This window comes from Psychroserpens mesophilus (assembly GCF_050617655.1).
Lineage (GTDB): Bacteria > Bacteroidota > Bacteroidia > Flavobacteriales > Flavobacteriaceae > Psychroserpens > Psychroserpens mesophilus_A.
In genome coordinates this window covers 23,711-43,301 of the sequence record NZ_JBODQC010000014.1, presented here as the reverse complement: position 1 = coordinate 43,301, position 19,591 = coordinate 23,711, and the positions used below count along the sequence as shown (strand labels likewise).

Sequence of the window (19,591 nt, the reverse complement as noted above, 5' to 3'; positions counted from 1 at the left end):
AGTGTTGTTTTTTGTCTTTCATTAGGTGTAGTACTAAAAGGTTTAATTTTTAGTCAACCTATTTCAGGAAAGTACATTCGGAGCTATTGTTACTAACGTTTTTGTATATGGAAAGTTGCGTGTTTGTTTTCGGCGATTTTCCGAAGGAAAATCAGACGTAAGCAAACAAAGCAACTCACATTGGTTAAGCTGAAAATAAGCAATTTTTTATATACGTTGTTAGCACACGTTTTTAATTTCCAATTAGTGGATCAAAATATCCAGCCTCTAATGAACACTCATTATAAAAGCTAAAATCATCGTCACTTTCACCAATTCCAGTTACAACACAGACGTACCCAAATTCAACAAAGGTTTGTTCATTTTCAATGACTATTTTGTATTTCAAAGTTCCATTTTCAATATTCAAAAATCCACCATAAAGATTATTAATTCCATAATTGTCTATTGTAAAAACTACATTGTCATTTATGTCATAAAGTGTGAGGGAGTTATTTGGATATAAATCAATATTTTCAATCCAAAATGTATCATGATATCCATCACCATTTGGTGTGAATATTGGAACTACATTTAATTCACCTGCGCTTTGGTCAAGATTGTCAATATTTTCCAATTCAAATGGATTTTCTCCACAACAAAGGAAAACTTCAGGTTCAGGTTGTTGTTCCGATTCATTATCTTCATTGCAACTAATTGTTACAATAGATAATAGTAAAATCAGTGTTAAGTTTTTTAATTTCATATTTCGATGGTTTTTCAAATGTGTGCTAACGGTTTTGTGTATGGTTAGTTGTGTGTTTAAGCAACTAATTTAGTAAACAAAAACGAACGCGAGAAAATTCCGAAGGAATTTTCCAAATAAGCAACGACCAAAGCAATTAATTATACACGGTGTTGTAAGCAGTTATTTAAATCGGTTCTTATTCTTTTTAAAATAATTTTCAATGTTCGGTTTCTGTTCAGTCTGTCTAAATTCAAACACTTGGTTTTCAGATGTTATTTCTTTAGTTCTGAATTCCATTTCGCTTTTCATTACAAAACTTGAGTCAGATTTTATTGTTCCATTTAATTCGTATAAATAAGCTGAATTGAAAGAATCTTTGGTTGGGTTTTGCATCTCAATTCGGTAAAGTTGAATTTTAATTTTTTCCTTGTCAATTTGAACTAAACCTTTACTACCAATATCGTCAGGACTAAACCCACAAATGCGTTTAGTTCTTTTTTCAGTTGAATTTTGAGATTCGAGCATCAATTCAATTGTTTTATGAGCACTTTCATAGGTGTTTTCATAATTTTCCTTTTCAGCACAATAATAACGTGAAAGTCCGTTTATTCCTCCAATATTAATTACAAAACCGTCTTCGTAAATAAAAAATACAGACAGATATTTTATTTTATTTATTCCAGTCTTTTTTATGTAATCGTCTATAAAAGGTGGTTCGTTTTCTCCATATTCGAGCTCAAATTCTGCAAAATAATATCCGTTTAATTTTAGAGATTCGTTAGTTAACGAATTGTTCTCAAAATCAATCAATTTATCTTTATGATGCGTTTTAAATATTCCACAAGAATTGGAAATCAGAACAATAATAATAAGTAGGAATATTCTATTTTTCACGGGTTTTCCTTTAATTGCTTACAACGTGTTCGTGTTATGGCTAGTTGCGTTGGCTCGCACTAAGTTAGCAAAAAGAACACGAACCAGAGGAAAATCCGTAGGATTTTCCGAGTAATCTATCACCAGCAATTAGTTATACACGTTGTTCTACGCAGTTTTTTATCTGATGCTTGATTTCAGGCAAAAAATCAATACTTTTTCCACGTAAAATCAGTTTATTCTTTTTGGTGGACAAATAATTAGAAAATGAATTGTCTTCTAAATTAATGTCAACAACATATCCTCCATATTGTATTGTCGTTTCCGCTATACGCATTGGTAAATTGGTAGCTCCAGAAGTTCCTACTACAAATAATACTCCTGTATTTTTAGCAACTCTTAACGAACTATCTACTTTATTGGTCTTCTCATCATAATATTCATCAAACCATAAAATATTTGCACGCATCCAGGCACCACAATTCGGACATTTTAAAGCGTCAATTTCCTTCTGCGTTATACCTTCCGTAAGTTCTTTGCTTTTTAATTCTGTTGGCATTGGTCTTATTTCACTGCAAGCTCCAGAACATTTTATTTCACGATAATTCCCATGTATTTCGAAGAGTCTTTCATTTCCTGCACGCCTGTGAAGATTATCGACATTTTGAGTTATTAACTGAAACCTATCTTTTAATTCATTTTCAATATCGGCAATTATTTCGTGGCTTTGATTTGGTTCTGCGTTTTCTAACATCCGTTTTCTGAAAAGTGTGTATTGCCAAACTTCTTCAGGGTTTTTATGGAAATATTCAAAAGTTCCAAACTTTTCAGGTTTATGAAACTTTGTTCCTTTAACCCAAATTCCATCAGAACCTCGGTAAGTAGGAATTCCACTATCAGATGATATTCCAGCTCCAGTCAAAAAAGTGAATTTATTCTTCTTCTCTTTTTTAAAAACTTCCTCAATTATATTTTTTAATTCGATGTTTTTCAAATTGCGTAGAACGTAGCCGTATATGCAAAGTAGCGTGCAAATTATGAAATTATTTTCGGATTGAGCACAAGCCAGATTTTTAAATTTTACTATTTATCTTATTTATTGGAAATCGTCAAATTTAAAAATTTGGCGACTTTTCAAATATGCCTTAACTTTGAATTAAGCAACTAATTAGCTATGAGCCATATACGTTGTTGTGCATAGTGCTTTTCAAATTCAGCTTGGTTTTCCGATGTTTGTTATTTAGTTCTAATGTGTGCGTTGGCGAGACATACTCTTTTGCAATTTTTGGTGTAGTGTTGGATGATGCGAATTGCAAATGTGTATGGCTTTTTAGTGTTGGCTTGAAACAAACAAATTTCCATTAATCCATTACAAACTTAAATCCTGCTGTAACAATATTAGAACTAAAAGATGTATCTCTATCGTACTGATAAAATTTTAAGTCAATACTTTTTAGACCTAGTTTCCAAATATGTGCCTTTGCGAAAATATCTGTGTACGACACTCCAAAACCAATTTGGTTAGCAGAATATTCGGAAAGGTCATAATCAGAAGTATAAAAGTCATCGGTAGATAAAGTACTTTCATAAGGTCTAAAATAATCGGCTGCTGTTTGATTATAAAATCTGTAAGATGGATACAAAGTAAACTTATCAGTAATTTTAATTGGCACTTCAATACTTGCTGTATGTGAAGATATTCCCCAATCATCAAAATAATAGCGATAGAATGTTCTTACTGTAAATGTTTCATTTAAATACCAATTTAAACGACCACCAACAGCTACTTTAAATCTTGAATCTGGTAAACGCTCAACTGCATCTGCAAGTTGAAAATTATCTATGAATGAATCTGCAACATCGCTAAAATAAACTCTTTGAAATGGTGTAGATAATAATCCATCTTGTTTTACAAAATCTAGTGCTAAAGAACCTTGCACATTTTTATGAAGAATTTGAGAGAAGCCAAATCCTAAAGAATAAGAATTACGACCTTCATCTTTAAATTCACTAAATCTAGGATTGTAATTTGTGTTTCCTGTAATTGTATTTTGAGTAAACAAATTATCATTTAAACCATTGCCATTTTCTCCGAATGGTCTTAATTCGGTTGGGTAAATGGCGTTCCAAGTATCAATATAAACATTTGCATTTACACTTAATTCTGTATTCTTCTCATTAAATAATTTTGTGTAACTACCACCAACACCAGCTGAAAAATAATCGTATTCTGATGAAATAGATATTTTTGCAGACCAAATATCATTTCTATCGTCAGAACTATGACTATAACTTCCTGTTAAATTTGCCCAAAGGTCGCTACTTGATGCGCCAGAAGATGCTTGAAATGGGTCTGCTGGCCCATCATCAAAAGGTCCAACGTTACTTGAAGATGCTGATGTGTAAGCAGAAACTCCAGCGTCAATGGTTAGAACATCATCATCATTTAAAGGTATTGAAACTACAAAGGTTCCTGTAACATCTGTTAATTCTTCAGTGCCTATTCCGCCACTTACCGCAGCATTATCTCCATCTTGCGAGTAGTAACTTGTTAGAAAATCTACTTCTGTAGTTTCTAATACACGTTTTTTATAAACTTTTGTCGAGTCTTGTTCTGTTTGCGAATAAGATTTAACAAAAGCAAATACGCATAATATCAAAATAAATTTTTTCAACTTTCTTGTTTTATTAGTTACAGCCACAGCCTCCTCCAGTTTTCCCTCCATTTGCTCCTACAGCAGCTTCACGATATGAATGCATCGTGGAAACATTTCGGTCAGCTTTCTTGTCTGCCAATGCCATATCTGGGTCATTTATATTTACTTTTTCGTATTCTTTAACTACAACGCAACTACTAAGACAAGTAGTAATTAATGTAGCACATATAAATTTTTTAATCATAACTTATCTATTTCTATATTCTTTGATTTCGTGATATTTCCTTTATCATCAATGATAATACATTCTATTTTTGGTAATTGATTAATGCGGTCTAAACCAGCTTCTTTTCCCATAACAAATACTGAAGTTGCAAGTGCATCTGCCAATTCTGCTTTTGGTGCAAATACGGTTACACTTATAATTCCGGTAGAAGGATATCCAGTTCTTGGGTCAATAATATGTGTGTATCGTTTGCCATTAAAATTTACATATTTTTCATAATTTCCAGAAGTAACTACAGCTCCATTTGTAATTGGTAATAATGCAAAGACTTTATTTTTATCCATTGGATTTGTGATGGCTACTTTCCATTCATTACCATTAGGTTGTTTTCCCCAAGTATTCATATCTCCAGAAGCATTAATAATTCCAGAAGGTACACCTTTTGAAATAAGTAGATTTTTTGCCATATCAGCTGCATATCCTTTTCCAATAGCACCAAAACCTATTTTCATTCCTTCTAATTTAAGAAAGATTGTACTATTCATTTTATCTAAAACTATGTTTTGATAGCCAACTTTTTCTACTGAAGCTGTTATTTCCTCTTTTGAAGGCATTTTGGCCATACTGCCATCAAACTTCCAAATTCTGTCCATTGAAGCATAGCTAATGTCAAAAGCACCATCAGTCAATTTTGAAATGCCTATTGCTCTTTCAATTAAATCAAACAATTCTTTGTCAACTTTCACAGGTTTAATTCCTGCATTGCGATTAATTTCGGATGTTTGAGAAGTATTATCCCAAGATGAAATTAAATTTTCAATTCTTGATATTTCTGCAACAGCAGTATCGATATATATGTTTGCTTTTATAGAATCGTTTGCAACAACAGTAATGTCAAATCGACTACCCATTAATTTGAGTGTTCTCTTATATGGTTGTTGTGCTGTACAACCCATTATTGAGAATAAAAATAATAAAGTGATTATATGTTTCAAATTACTTTGTAAAAGCGTTTAATTCTTTAATATAATTTTCTGGTGTAGTCTTTTTATAACTACTTTCTCCTAACACTTGGCCATTAGAGTCAAGTACTACAACAAAAGGAAAAAAACCTTGTTTATTGTATTTTTCTGCAAGTAATGCATTCGCTTTTGTTTGTTTTTCTGACAATATGTTTTTCTTTCTTCTAGGAAAATCTGCCTTTAGCATAACATAATTATCTTTTGCATACTTTTTAAAAGTTTCTGTGCTCCAAATTTCTCTGTCAAGTTTAATACAAGGTGCACACCAATCTGAACCTTGAAATACTAATATTATGGGTTTACTTTCTTTTGATGCAATTTCTTTTGCAACGTTAATATCTGTTTGCCATTCTTGAGCAATTATTGTATTTATACTTACAATCATTACAATTAATGCCGCAATAACTTTTTTCATTTTATTATTATTTATTATTGATAAATGAGATTGTCAACAACTAGACAATACCTATTTAACGAATATATTGTTTTTTTGTTATGAACAACTCATTTTTTTTTCAGTTTAATATTAGCATCAATTTGAGCGTTGGCAAATAAACTGCTCTTTTGTTTTTTCAGAGTTGGCTTATGTGTTGAAAAAAAAACAAATGTGCTGTTTGTGGGTTGGCTTTTTTTGTTCAAATGTTAAATTTTAGCACGATTTTCGCATTATGCACAACGTAGCCGTATATGCAAAGTAGCGTATAAATCTACGGATCTTTTGTGTTTGCTATAGTTTTATAAAGAAACAAAAAATATTGGTTATAAAAAAAACTCTAGCTATTTTGTATATGCGCTGTTGGGTTTAGTAATTTGGAGATTCCCTTAGGAAATTCATTATCTTTCTTTTATTTGTTATCTACCTATTAATCATTGTTTTATAGGGTTTTTGGTATTCTTTTTTGTTGCCAAACTACCCTTTTTTGCTTATATTTGTTGCCGTATTGTTGCCCATTTAACAGTAATACAACACATCGTTTAACACAGTAAATATAAGGAAAATGAAAGTTACTTTACGCCAACGCAGAAAAGGGAAACGAATTAGTTTATATCTTGATTATTACGAAAACGGTAATCGTAAATACGAGTACTTGAAATTATATTTAACACCAGAACCCGATAAAGGGTCCTTAACCAAAGCGCAGAAATTAGAGAATAAGAAAATCTTGCAACTTGCCGAAAGCATCAGAGCTAAAAGGCATCTAGAAATTCAAAATAATATTTATGGCTTTGAGAATAAGGAAAAGAAACAAGGGAACTTCTTTGTGTATTTAGAACAATGGATTGAAAGACGTTCAGAAAGCAAGGGAAATTTAGCAGTATGGAATAGTACTTTAAAGCATTTAAAAGCTTATTATCCTAGTGGTATTTCTTTTGAAAGAATTGATGAAGAATGGGTTGAAGGTTTTAAAGAGTATTTAGATAAAAAGGCACTTTCTAGAAGTAAACGAGAATTAAGCCAAAATACTAAATCTGCATATTTTAAAAAGTTATTGGCGGTATTACGTCAAGCGGTTAAAGAAAAGGTAATACAATACAATCCTGCAATTTATGTTGAAAACTTCAAAGAAGAAGATACACATATGGAATTTTTAACTTTAGAAGAAGTTAGAAAGCTTTTTAGTACAGATAGCAAACACCCACAATTAAAAAATGCGTTTCTTTTCTCTTGCCTTACAGGTTTGCGTTGGTCGGATATTACAAAGCTACAATGGTCAGAAATCCAATATTCAGAAAGTTACGGGAATTTTATTAGATTTAAGCAAAAGAAAACTAAAGGAGCTGAAACCTTACCAATTTCCGAACAAGCATTTGAATTGTTAGGAGAAAAAGGCGAACCAACTCAAAAAGTTTTCGAGAATATAAATAATGTTCAGAGAAACTATGACCTATTAAAAGATTGGGTTGGAGATGCAGAAATTAAAAAGAATATCACGTTCCATTGTGCGCGACATTCATTTGCTACATTGCAGCTAACTTTAGGTACTGATATTTATACAGTATCAAAAATGTTAGGTCATAAGAACTTAAAAACAACTCAAATTTACGCTAAAGTAATTGACGACAAAAAGAAACAAGCAGCGTACAGAATAAACCTTAACCCAAATGGCTAAAGACCTATTTATCGACTTACTGTATGTGGAAAAGGTTACTGATGATAAAAGAACCGAAAACCAATTTAAAGAGCTTTTAAAAGGCTTTAAAAAGCAATACCTCAATACAACGCCTAAATATGAAATTGACTTCAAAAAGGCGTATTCTAACAGGCGTAAATACTATTTAAAGTTAATTGAAACCGAGTACATCAAAAATTTTAATCAAATCAATGATGCACTTGAAATCAATACTACACCAGGTCATTTATCTTTCTTGTATGATAAAGAATATAACCGTATCAAAAATTACCTAAACCAAATTAGTAACTATGTTTCTGATAACGATCTTGACGAAACCTTATACTTAAAGCCAATTCAAAACGATAAATCAGATGAAGCTTATATTATTTCATTTTTAAAGGCTAATGCGATGATGCTTTTTATGGAACTTCAAGAACGATTTTCAGAATTAAGTGATACTGAAATTTATACTATCGAAGAATTACACGAAGTATTTTTTAATGAAGAACCACCTGAAGAGTTAATTGTAAAATCCTATTCCGGTGCAGAAATAAAAACTGTTAGAAAACAAGTAAAACAAAGTTCAATTTTCAACGCTATACAAGGTGATTTTAGAGAGGAAAACAATGATGTCTTATCCTATAACGAACTTATTAACAAGACTAAACAAAGGGAATTTGCAAAATTAGAGGAGTTGTTAAATGAAAAAGGTATCATTGATGATAAATATAATTATACTAAAAAAAGGGGCAAAAAAATATTACTTGCAGCTTTTATGGTAAAACTAACGGAAGCAAAATACTTTAATGAAAGGATATTTTTTGAAGATAAACCATCAAAAAAAATAGAGCGTAAACATATTCATAAATTTTTTGCTCATCGTTATGGACCAGGTAGTAATGCCGATAAAGAATATCGTAATTTTTTAGGTGCTAAAAAAAGAGCCTATCAAAAATTAGTTGATGCCAATTTTTGGCTTGACCAAATCAAATAAAACTTCACTTTTAAAAAGTGGTATTTTCTCTATTTAATACCAAATAGATAATACCAAAAACAATATAACTTATTGTTTTACAATGGTTTAATAATACCATTTTTTCTCTTTTCTATTATACCAAACACCTTTTTCCATATTTGCTATGTCCTTGACAATCAAGGATGACTTTTGCGCAGAAGTCCATTTTTAAATTAAAATTATAAAAAGATGGACGTTAAAATTATAGAACGTTTAGAAAGCATCGAAAAGTTGTTAATAGAACAACAAACGTTGCAAAAGCAAGTATTGAACTTCAATGAAACTTGCAAGTATTTAGAACTATCACAATCGCACTTGTATAAACTTACAAGTACGGGAGCCATTCCACACTATAAACCGAATGGTAAAAAAATCTATTTCCAACGTCAGGAGTTAGACCAATGGTTACTGCGTAACCGTATGGATTCCCAGGACGAAATCGAGCAACAGGCAGCTAATTACTTAATCGAAAAAGGAAGGATTTAGTTATGACTGAAATCATCGATTTACTCTTGGCACTCTCACAAGAGATTAAGGATTTAAAAGCACGTATCGAATTAATAAGAGCTACGAGAGCAGAACGCTTAAAAGATATGTGGATTGACAATCAGGACGTAATGCAAACGCTACATATTAGCCAACGTACATTGCAAACATTCCGTTCAAATGGCACGATTCCATATAGCAAGATACAAGGTAAATTTTATTACAAAGTATCTGATATAGAGGAACTATTACAAAGCAATTATTATAACCCAAATTTTAAATGCGATGGAAATAAGTAAAGAAAGCATTTTAAAGAAAACGCATTACGGGTTAAATATTTATGCTTATGTATTAAGGCAGTATTATCCTAAAACAACAGTCCTTTCCTTAAAAGGAAGGGACTGTGGGATAACCCAAAACCCTTTTAACGGTGGTAAATCAACATTACAAATTAATGTTGTTGAAAATAAGGCAATGCATTACGACACAGAATTAACCGATTTTAAAGGTGATGTATTCGATTTTGCATCCTATCATTTTAAAATCATTAATGAAGAAGAATTGTTACTAAAAATCAATGAGGTACTGCATCTAAATTTTGAAGTTAAAAAAGAAGATGAATTATCCTGGTTAGATGCACCTGATGATACTTGGTATGCTTACAGCAGTTTTTACAGAGCACCAATTAGAAATGTGTTTCCAACTGAAAAAGTAAGATTACATCAAATATTTGAGCGTATTACAAGCGATAAGTATAAAAGTATCACAGAGCAATTTAGAGCGATTAAAGACCCTAAAGAAGCACGAAAATTTAAAGCAAATCATTTTGATTATGTAACATTTTCAGGTGTGTTTTCTAAACGAAATGATGATAGCTTAATTGAGCATTCATCACTATTAACAATCGATTTTGACCATTTGCAGAATCTTGAAGAACTAAAACAACAATTATTAAATGATGTATATTTTGAAACCGAATTGTTGTTCACATCACCTTCAGGAGAAGGTTTAAAATGGATAATTAGAATCGATGTATCTAAAGTGCCACACAACGAATATTTTATTGCGGTGGCCAATTACATAAAACATACATATAACATTGAGGTTGACCAATCAGGTAAAGACATTTCCAGAGCGTGTTTTTTATCCCACGATCCATTGGCATACCTACATAAAAGACATCAAAAGATATGACAAAGATATTCAACCCGAAAGATTGGTTAGCTGTTCCAGAGCAAAAAGAAGTGCCTAAAAAACCAATCAACAACAACCCAACAACGGTTGTTGCCAATGATATTGAAACATATATCAGTACTTTAGAACAATCAGGTATCGATATTACAGATACTTATGAAAAATGGCGTGATATTGGTTTTGCTATTTCAGAGGAATACGGTGAAGCTGGACGTGATTACTACCATAGAATTAGCAGAAATTATTCAGGTTACGACTATAAAGAATGCGACGAACAGTATAATAAATGCTTACAAGCAAAAGGGCACGGTATAAGTATAGCAACCTTATACCACCATTTGCATCAAGTTGGTATTAAACCAAAACAGCAACAACAAGTTGTTGAAGTATTGCAACAGCCAGAGGAAGAAAAACAACCGTTGCCAACAATACCAACAACAGTTTACAACAACATCCCAACATTTTTGCAACAAGTGGTACAACCATCAAGCAGTAATGAAGAACGTGATATTTTGTTGTTGGGTGCATTAACAGCGTTTAGTGCTTGTTTCCCTAAATTGTTTGGTGTGTACGACCAACGTAAAGTGTTTAGCAACTTGTATTTATTTGTTACAGCACCAGCTTCAGCAGGGAAAGGAAGATTAAACCAAATTAAAAATTTGGTAAATCCTGTTCACAAACAAAAACGCGAACAATCCAAAACCTTAAAACAACAGCATCAGGTTGAAATGGCTACTTATAATATGAATAAGGGCAAAAGTGAAACTATGGAAAAACCGAGTAAACCACCTGAAAGAATGTTGTTTATTCCGGCTAACAATAGTGTAACAGGTGTTTATCAATTAATATCGGATAATGAAGGTAGAGGGTTAATTTTTGAAACCGAAGGAGATACTTTAGCACAAGCTTTTAAAAGTGATTACGGTAATTATTCCGATGGTTTTCGTAAAGCATTCCACCACGAAACCATTAGTTACTATCGTAGAACGGACAGAGAGTATGTAGATATTGAAAGACCTTGTTTGTCAACGGTGTTGTCTGGTACACCAAAGCAGATTCAGGCATTGGTTCCAAGTGCTGAAAATGGCTTGTTTAGTCGTTTTATGTTTTATTATATGAATATCAAACCTACTTGGAAGAACGTTTTTCAAACTGATACAACCAATGGTTTAGATGAATATTACGACCAATTAGGAAAAGAATTTTTTGGGTTATACAAAACCCTAAAAAACAATCCTGATATTGAAGTAAGGCTAACAACCGAGCAACAACAAAAGTTTAATGTGTTTTTTGAGAAGCTTCAAACCAAATACCTCAATCTTCAACCCGATGACTATATAGCAACTGTTAGACGTTTGGGGTTAATAGCATTTAGAATTATAATGTTGTTTTCTGTATTTCGCATTATGGAAGATGGTGATGTAAACCAAGTAAGATATTGTGAGGATATAGATTTTGAAAATACATTGGAAATGATAAGCGTATTAGTAAAGCACAGTAGTAAGGTGTTTAACGATTTACCTATCGAACAAAAAGAAGTAAAAAGAGCCAATCGTAAAGAACGTTTTTTAGAAGCACTACCTTATCAATTTTCAAGACAAGATTACCTAAATATAGCCGACAAAAACAAGATTCCTCATAAAACAGCAGAAGGCTATATTACTAAATTTGTTGATGCTGGTCTAATACATAGGGAAGCACATAACAATTATACAAATCCCACAAAAGCACAATAAGGATTTTGAGGATTTTAAGGAAACGAGGATTTATAAAAATACTTTATATCCTCAAATCCTTAACTTCCTCATTTCCTGTTTATAATTGTTAATATCTTTTTGTTAGTTCTTATTTTCTTTTTCTTACATTAGACAAATATTGACAAGTCAAAATATCCCCAAAATGACATTTGGCGAATACATCAGAGAAATACGAGAGGAACAACAATTACTATTAAGAGAGGTTGCATCTCAAATGAATATTGATACGGCACTTTTAAGTAAAATTGAACGTGGTACTCGTATAGCTCGTAAAGAACAAGTTGAAGCATTAGCTAAAGCATTAAAGCAAAACAAAAGCGAATTACTTCAATATTGGTTAGCAGATAAAATTGTCTTTATGTTAAAAGAAGAAAAAAACATTACGGAAATCCTCAAAATTGTAGAACAAAAAATTAATAGATTGAGCAAGAAGTAGAATTAATAAACCCAAGTATTATGAGTCAGGAACTTTATTTCAATATCATAACGTTTGATTTACCAGACAAACCAATAACTTTTTATTTAAGTAAAGAGAAAATTGGTAATGCTCAAAAGCTCTATAAAACAAAGTTTCCAACCAATATTGAAGAATTGTTTCCTGGTATAAAAGAAGAAAACCCTGATTTCATATACACATCGTTTATTTACGAAAAAGAAGGCTATCATCCCTTATCACTCAATCTAAAGGAACAACCAACCGACTTAATTAAACACTATTATAATTGGCGTATCAAAAAATTCTTTAATAGCATTAAAAAACTTGTTGGTCAAAACTTTGTGAATGATAATCAAATTTGGATAGGTAATAGATCATATCAAAATAAAAGTTTTGCACAGTATTATAAGTTTACTGTCAAAGTACAAATTAAAGAAGTTAGTGAATATGGTGAGTTAGTTATTTCTTATGATGGTATGGCCAAAGTGTTTAAAAAACCTATTTCTGAAATTATAAAACATACCTCAACAACAAATCTTAATAAAGTTGTATATAAAATGAGGTTATTAAAATATCATAAGGAAAAGGAATTTATTGATGATAACACAAAGGCTTTTGCCATTTTGAATAACGATTTACCTAATGCGTTTAAAATTAAACCAGAACCCAAAGATGATTCCAATAAATATATTGGGTACAAAAACAAAATTGATAAGTTTATTCAACATTTCATTTTAAGTGATGAATTTAAGAAAGTTATCCCTGTAAATAATGATGATTACCTGCCAGTAGAAATAAATCGCATTGGTGAAGTAACTGATGAAAGTAATGATTTAGTGTTCCAAAATGGTGTTGGTAGAAATCCCAAAATAGATTTTAAGAACTTAAAACCTTTAAATCCTTGTCAGTTAGATAATGTGCATTTCTTCTTTATACATCATACAAGTTATGCTAAAGAAGTAGAAGCATTGCAAAAATTATTGGAAGATGGTACAAGTTGGTATAAAGGTTTAAACATTTATGCAGGTGTTTTAGCACATTTCGATAATGATGTCAATATAGTATTTGATGATTTAGAAAATCCATTACCTCAAATTTCACAAGGTATAAAAGACTTTAAATCAGACCCTAACATTAATTACGTTGCTATTTATTTAAGCCCTTTTAACAAGCACGAACCTAATCTTGAAAAAAAGTTAGTGTATTACAAGGTTAAAGAACAGCTATTATATAAAAGAATAATATCTCAAGTAATAGAGTTTGATAGATTTAGAAGAAACCAACATAAATTTATTTACGATTTAACCAATATATCATTAGCCTTATTAGCAAAATTAGATGGTACACCTTGGCAACTTAATGTAAAACCAAAAAATGAATTGGTAATTGGTGTTGGTGCTTTTAAAAATACCGAAGAAAACATTCGTTATGTAGCAAGTGCATTCAGTTTTAAAAACAATGGAAGGTTCAATGAATTTCATTATTTCAGTAAATCAGATGTTAAACAATTAGGCAATGCTTTAAGTGATGCTATTTGGCAATATGTTCCAACGAATAAGTCACCCGAAAAAATAGTGATTCACTTTTATAAGGATATGAAGGATGAAGAAATACAACCTGTTTTAGAAATGATGGATAAACTTCAATTGCCTTGTCCTCTTTTTGTTCTTAATATTAATAAAACTAAATCACAAGATATTATTGCTTTTGACCAAAATTGGAATGGTGAGTTAATTCCAATGAGTGGCACATATATAAATATTGGCCCTAAAGGAGAATATAAATATTTACTCTTTAATAATTTGAGGTATAACAATACTGTAAAATACCCAAGTCATTCAAGTTATTCATTTCCAATAAAACTTAAAATATCAAGTCCTACACCAGAGGCTTTAAATGATAGTAAAATGATTAGAAAGCTAATAGAGCAAGTGTATCAATTTAGTAGGCTATATTGGAAATCCTTACGTCAACAAAACGTACCAATAACAATTAAATATCCTGAAATGGTTGCAGAAATAGCACCTCGTTTTGAAAGCAAGGAAATACCACCTTTTGGTCAAGAAACCTTATGGTTTTTATAATCCGAAGCCTTTTTTCTTTGCACAACCATTGCATTCAATAATTTGTATATTTGTATAAATTATATGAAAATATTTGTTTCCATATCAATGTCTATTTTATTCTTTTTTCAGGGAATTAGCCTTGATATGGACTTTTGTGGACCAATAAAAGAAATTTCAAACATCATTACCCATTATCAAGACCATAAAATGTATGGCGACTCTTTCCTTGAATATGTAGTTGAAGATTACATTGACAATGATGCAAAAAATGAAGGGCATCATAATAACCCAGATAAGGAGAATACACCAGTTCATTCCCATCATCAATGTTGTCATCCTTTAGTGTTATTTATTACGAACAACAATTCGGCCCTAATCAATCGACTAAAGTTTGAAGATAAAGAGCCGTTCAATTTATATACAGTTAACTTATATTCCAGATATCTGGAATCTCTCTTCCAACCCCCGCGAGTATAATTCAGTTTTTTTAAGGATAGCTATATCCTAACGTGATGCTTCTCAAGATAGGCATTGCTTTATAAATGCGTTGCATCTATTCGCATCGTAAGTTTTAAACTGAATTAATACATTTTCTATGATTAACAAAATCATTTCATTTTCCATTAATAATAAATTTATTATTGGCTTATTTATAGTGGCACTTGTTGGTACGGGCATTTGGTCTATGGCCACTATAAACTTGGGTTCTGTACCCGATATAACAAACAACCAAGTACAGGTAATAACCGTGGCCCCAAACTTGGGGACAGAAGATATAGAACAATTTGTTACCTATCCCGTAGAATTGGCAATGGCCAATCTTCCTGACGTCATCGAGCTGCGTTCAGTATCCCGTTTTGGGCTGTCCGTGGTTACCATTGTTTTTAAGGACGAGGCAGGCACTTATCTGCCACGGCAATTGGTACAGGAGAAATTAACCGAAGTTGCCGGAGAAATCCCCGAAGGTTTTGGCACACCTTTTATGGCACCCATAACAACAGGTCTGGGCGAAATTTTTCAATATACCTTAAAAGTGACAGAAGGCTATGAAGACAAATATGACGCAATGGAGCTTCGTACCATCCAAGATTGGATTGTAAAACGCCAAATGGCTTTAGTGCCAGGCGTAGTCGAGGTCAATGCTTTTGGAGGTTATGTAAAACAATATGAAGTTGCCATAAATCCTGATAAACTAAAAAGTTTTGGCATTACAATGAATCAGGTTTTTGAAGCTCTTAAAGTGAACAATGCTAATACCGGTGGTGCTTACATTGAAAAAAACCACCAAGCCAATTTTATCCGTGGCGAAGGGCTGGCTCGAAGTATCGCCGATTTGGAAAACACGGTTGTGACCACTCAAAATGGAAGCCCTGTCTTGGTAAGGGACGTTGCCGAAAAAGTGGGCTACGGAAACCAAGTGCGTTATGGTGCATTTACCCAAGACGGTCACGAATCCGTAGGTGGACAAATTTTAATGCTGAAAGGCGAAAGCCCAGGCGACGTGATTGAAAATGTGGAAAAGCGTATTGTAGAAATTCAAAAATCCCTGCCGGAAGGTGTTTATATTGATGCTTTTTTAAGCCGAAGTGAACTTATTGAGGCAACCACAAGTACCGTTAAAAACAATCTAATAGAAGGAGCCCTAATCGTCATATTTGTTTTGGTCTTACTTTTGGGAAGCTTCCGTGGTGGCTTGATAGCAGCTTCGATAATCCCTTTATGTCTATTATTTGCATTTATTTTGATGAAACAATTTGGCATTTGGGCAAATTTAATGTCCTTGGGTGCGATCGATTTTGGAATTATTGTAGATGGAGCGGTGATTATCGTGGAAGGAGCGGTTTTCCACATTCATCAACGGATGAAAAAATCCACAACCGCCATCAACCAAGCTGAAATGGATGAAATCGCCTATGATTCTTCAAGTAAAATGATGAATTCTGCCTTCTTCGGTCAACTAATTGTTCTTATAGTTTTTACACCGATTCTTTTTTTGACCGGTGTGGAAGGGAAAATGTTCCGGCCAATGGCATTTACATTTGGTTTTGCCGTTTTAGGAGCGATTATCCTTTGTCTTACCTACGTGCCAATGATGTCATCATTATTTTTAAAACCTGCTAAAAATCAAAATAGTTGGTTCGCCAAGTTTGAAAACAAGATTGATAGGTTCAGTGATAAAATTATGGATGTTCTGAATCGTATCTATCTGCCTATATTAAATTTTGCACTTCGCTTTCGGGCAGGTGTGGTTATAGGCGCGGTTTCCTTGCTTTTGATTTCAGGATTTATTTTCAGCAATATGGGAGCAGAATTTGTCCCTAAATTTGATGAAGGCGATATTGCATTTCAAGCATTGATAAAACCGGGGAGCAGTCTTACAGAATCTATTGAGGCTTCAGAGAAACTTCAGAAGTTAATCAATGAGTTTCCGGAAGTAAAAACAGTAGTTTCTAGGATTGGTGTGGCCGAAATACCGACAGACCCGATGCCTATGGATATTGCCGATAGTTATATTATTCTTGAAAAAGATAAGAGTAAATGGACTTCCGCAGATAGTAAAGAAGAACTGATAGAAAAAATACAGGAAAAAATTTCAGTAGTTCCCGGCGTAAATTTCGTGTTTACCCAACCTGTAGAACTTCGTTTTAATGAATTGCTTACAGGGGTTCGTGAGGACGTGGCAATCAAACTGTACGGAGAAGATTTAGGCGTTTTGGCAGACAAGGTACAGGAAATCGCAGCGGTCATCAGAACCGTTCCCGGAGCGGCTGACCTCAATGTAGAAGCTACAAGCGGTTTGCCACAAATGACAGTGGTGTATAACCGGGCAAAAATGGCACAATACGGTGTAACCGTTGACAAGCTGAATGATTATGTAAGTGCTTCATTTTCTGGAGAACAGGCAGGAGTCATTTTTGAAGGGGAAAAACGATTCGATGTGGTCATTCGTTTGGCAGAGGAATATCGACAAGACATCAATAGCTTAAAAAACCTTTTCATAGACCTGCCAAACGGTGCACAAGTACCTTTAAAGGAGGTTGCAGATATCAGCTATAAGCCAGGTCCGATGCAGATTTCAAGGGACAATACCTCCCGTCGTATTTCGGTAGGGGTCAATGTTCGTGGGCGCGATGTAAAATCGATGGTCGAGGAAATTCAACAAAAATTGGAAACGGACGTGAAACTGCCACCAGGTTATTTTGTAACCTACGGAGGTTCTTTCGAAAACCTTCAACGTGCTTCAGACCGATTGATGATTGTAGTTCCAATCGTTCTATTAACAATATTTGTTCTGCTTTACTTTGCTTTAAATTCAGTTACACAGGCCTTGATGATCTATATGGCAGTGCCTTTGGCGACCATTGGTGGTGTTTTCGTTTTGTTGATTCGTGGAATGCCTTTCAGTATTTCTGCCGGAGTCGGGTTTATCGTGCTCTTCGGAGTTGCCGTATTAAACGGACTCATACTCATAAACAAATTCAATGAATTAAAAGACAGTGGAATGACAGATTTAAAAAAACGTATATACGAAGCAACGCACGAACGTTTACGTCCAATTTTATTAACAGCCATTACAACAATTATGGGTTTTATCCCAATGGCGATTTCTACCTCTGGTGGTGCAGAAGTACAGCGACCTTTGGCGACAGTAGTCATTGGAGGAATGCTTACGGCAACATTTCTGACCTTGGTGGTTATTCCTATTCTTTATTATTGGCTGGAATCCCGAAAAGAAAAGAAGGACAATGGTGGAGATGTAAGTTATATTAAAAAATCAACCAATATTGTAACCGTATTATTGATGGTTGGAGGTTTGATGGCTTCTGGTACTTCATTTGCCCAAGACACCAATCAAGATGGTACAATCCCAAAGACCTTGACCATTGATGAGGCTATTGCTATGGCTAAACAGAATTATCCATCACTTAAAGAGAGCCAAGCATTTATTGAACGGGAAAAGGCACTAAAGGGAACGAGTTTTGACCTTGGTAGCACTCAAGTTTTCACGGGCAAAGAAGAATATGGAAATAATCTTCCTGGAGTGCAGACAACCGTTGGTGTGCAACAGGGCAACATTGATTTGCTTTCCGGTTTTTCAAAATCGAAGTTTTACAAAGAGCGTATTGCCTTGGGAGAAAAGTTTTATGTGGCCAGTGAACAACAATTGGTGCGTAATGTGATGCAGGCGTATGACCAAATTAATTATTACAAGGCACAATTGCGTTTTGCAGACCAATTGGACAGTATTTATACCAATTTTAAGACCGCTGCCCAACTTCGGTATGATACGGGAGAAACAGGTAAGTTGGAATTTATTTCAGCCTCTTCAGAATTTCAACAGATTCAAGTATTAAGGCAACAAGCCTTTGATGATATTGAAATAGCCAAACGTGCCTTAAAACAATATTTGGGAACGGATGAATCCATTGAAACGATTAGTGAACCATACAAAACATTGGATTTTATGGCAATGTTAGATTCCACTTCGGTGGCCAATAACCCAATGTTGCAATATGCGTTGCAAAATGCCGAAGTAAGCAAGGCAAATGTGGGTGTTGAGAAATCACAATTCCTGCCGAAATTCAGCTTATCGTATGGCAGGCAGGTTGTAGATGATGTTTCAGGCTTCAACACCTATCAGGCGGGTATTAGCATTCCGCTATGGTTTTTTCCGCAGAAGTCAAGGGTAAAAGCAGCAAAGGCAGACGCAATGGTAGCAGAGAATCAATATTTGGAGCAAAAGGCGGTTACAGAAAGTCGCGTGTCGCAATTGACCAAATCCCTTGAAAAAACAAAGAAGATTTTGCAATATTACGAAGAAGGCGCACTATTGTTGGCAGAACAGCAAATTACCACAGCGCAATTGGCATCCAAGGAAGGCGAAATAGATTATGTCAATTATATCACAATTCTCAACAGTGCCATCAGGATAAAACAAAACCATTTGCAATACATAAACCAGTTTAACCAACAATCCATTGAGATACAATATCAATTGGGCAATTTATAATCTTAAA

General features: G+C 33.4%; 17 protein-coding genes. 10 read left to right on the top strand and 7 right to left on the bottom strand.

Going from position 1 to position 19,591, the window contains the following annotated elements; all coding sequences use genetic code 11:
- Positions 1 to 232: 232 nt before the first annotated feature.
- The 7 genes from ACRHNM_RS15610 to ACRHNM_RS15580 all read right to left on the bottom strand — a co-directional run bounded on the left by ACRHNM_RS15610 (position 233) and on the right by ACRHNM_RS15580 (position 5,920).
- The gene (locus tag ACRHNM_RS15610) at positions 233 to 745 is read right to left on the bottom strand and encodes a gliding motility-associated C-terminal domain-containing protein (protein WP_431137569.1); all 513 of its coding nucleotides are present in this window, start codon (positions 743 to 745) and stop codon (positions 233 to 235) included.
- Positions 746 to 907: 162 nt separating this feature from the next.
- Positions 908 to 1,621 carry a hypothetical protein gene (locus ACRHNM_RS15605; RefSeq protein ID WP_431137568.1) on the bottom strand — a complete coding sequence of 238 codons (714 nt, stop codon included), beginning with the start codon at positions 1,619 to 1,621 and terminating at the stop codon, positions 908 to 910.
- Between the two features lie 133 nt (positions 1,622 to 1,754).
- Positions 1,755 to 2,594, bottom strand: a complete 840-nt coding sequence (locus ACRHNM_RS15600) for an SIR2 family NAD-dependent protein deacylase (protein ID WP_431137567.1) — start codon at positions 2,592 to 2,594, stop codon at positions 1,755 to 1,757.
- A gap of 367 nt (positions 2,595 to 2,961) precedes the next feature.
- On the bottom strand, positions 2,962 to 4,275 hold the full coding sequence (locus ACRHNM_RS15595; protein WP_407941807.1) for a DUF3570 domain-containing protein: 1,314 nt from the start codon (positions 4,273 to 4,275) through the stop codon (positions 2,962 to 2,964).
- 13 nt (positions 4,276 to 4,288) lie between these two features.
- Entirely contained in the window at positions 4,289 to 4,501 is a 213-nt protein-coding gene (locus ACRHNM_RS15590) for a DUF4266 domain-containing protein (protein WP_129760252.1), read from the bottom strand.
- Positions 4,498 to 5,439, bottom strand: coding sequence for an FAD:protein FMN transferase (locus ACRHNM_RS15585; RefSeq protein ID WP_129760401.1), 942 nt, complete (start codon positions 5,437 to 5,439; stop codon positions 4,498 to 4,500). Before ACRHNM_RS15585 ends, ACRHNM_RS15590 begins: the two co-directional genes overlap by 4 nt.
- 40 nt (positions 5,440 to 5,479) lie before the next feature.
- Positions 5,480 to 5,920 carry a thioredoxin family protein gene (locus ACRHNM_RS15580; protein WP_129760253.1) on the bottom strand — a complete coding sequence of 147 codons (441 nt, stop codon included), beginning with the start codon at positions 5,918 to 5,920 and terminating at the stop codon, positions 5,480 to 5,482.
- Between the two features lie 583 nt (positions 5,921 to 6,503).
- Here ACRHNM_RS15580 and ACRHNM_RS15575 point away from each other — a divergent pair.
- The 10 genes from ACRHNM_RS15575 to ACRHNM_RS15530 all read left to right on the top strand — a co-directional run bounded on the left by ACRHNM_RS15575 (position 6,504) and on the right by ACRHNM_RS15530 (position 19,584).
- Complete coding sequence (locus tag ACRHNM_RS15575; protein WP_093026615.1) at positions 6,504 to 7,616, top strand: site-specific integrase; 1,113 nt, start codon at positions 6,504 to 6,506, stop codon at positions 7,614 to 7,616.
- Positions 7,609 to 8,613, top strand: a complete 1,005-nt coding sequence (locus ACRHNM_RS15570) for a DUF6617 family protein (RefSeq protein ID WP_379860678.1) — start codon at positions 7,609 to 7,611, stop codon at positions 8,611 to 8,613. The genes ACRHNM_RS15575 and ACRHNM_RS15570 overlap by 8 nt, the downstream gene beginning before the upstream one ends.
- A gap of 210 nt (positions 8,614 to 8,823) precedes the next feature.
- Positions 8,824 to 9,120 (top strand): helix-turn-helix domain-containing protein, encoded by a 297-nt coding sequence (locus tag ACRHNM_RS15565; RefSeq protein ID WP_394908033.1) that lies wholly within the window; start codon positions 8,824 to 8,826, stop codon positions 9,118 to 9,120.
- 2 nt (positions 9,121 to 9,122) lie between these two features.
- A complete protein-coding gene (locus tag ACRHNM_RS15560) occupies positions 9,123 to 9,419 on the top strand; it encodes a helix-turn-helix domain-containing protein (RefSeq protein ID WP_093026612.1) in 297 nt (98 codons plus the stop codon).
- Positions 9,406 to 10,314, top strand: a complete 909-nt coding sequence (locus ACRHNM_RS15555) for a BT4734/BF3469 family protein (RefSeq protein WP_431137566.1) — start codon at positions 9,406 to 9,408, stop codon at positions 10,312 to 10,314. Before ACRHNM_RS15560 ends, ACRHNM_RS15555 begins: the two co-directional genes overlap by 14 nt.
- Positions 10,311 to 12,050 carry a DUF3987 domain-containing protein gene (locus tag ACRHNM_RS15550; RefSeq protein WP_431137565.1) on the top strand — a complete coding sequence of 580 codons (1,740 nt, stop codon included), beginning with the start codon at positions 10,311 to 10,313 and terminating at the stop codon, positions 12,048 to 12,050. The genes ACRHNM_RS15555 and ACRHNM_RS15550 overlap by 4 nt, the downstream gene beginning before the upstream one ends.
- A 163-nt stretch (positions 12,051 to 12,213) precedes the next feature.
- Positions 12,214 to 12,507 (top strand): helix-turn-helix domain-containing protein, encoded by a 294-nt coding sequence (locus ACRHNM_RS15545; RefSeq protein ID WP_430497184.1) that lies wholly within the window; start codon positions 12,214 to 12,216, stop codon positions 12,505 to 12,507.
- Between the two features lie 20 nt (positions 12,508 to 12,527).
- On the top strand, positions 12,528 to 14,591 hold the full coding sequence (locus ACRHNM_RS15540; RefSeq protein WP_431137564.1) for a Piwi domain-containing protein: 2,064 nt from the start codon (positions 12,528 to 12,530) through the stop codon (positions 14,589 to 14,591).
- Between the two features lie 87 nt (positions 14,592 to 14,678).
- Positions 14,679 to 15,050 carry a hypothetical protein gene (locus ACRHNM_RS15535; protein ID WP_431137563.1) on the top strand — a complete coding sequence of 124 codons (372 nt, stop codon included), beginning with the start codon at positions 14,679 to 14,681 and terminating at the stop codon, positions 15,048 to 15,050.
- A gap of 118 nt (positions 15,051 to 15,168) precedes the next feature.
- Positions 15,169 to 19,584, top strand: a complete 4,416-nt coding sequence (locus ACRHNM_RS15530; RefSeq protein ID WP_248400103.1) for a CusA/CzcA family heavy metal efflux RND transporter — start codon at positions 15,169 to 15,171, stop codon at positions 19,582 to 19,584.
- Positions 19,585 to 19,591: the final 7 nt, after the last annotated feature.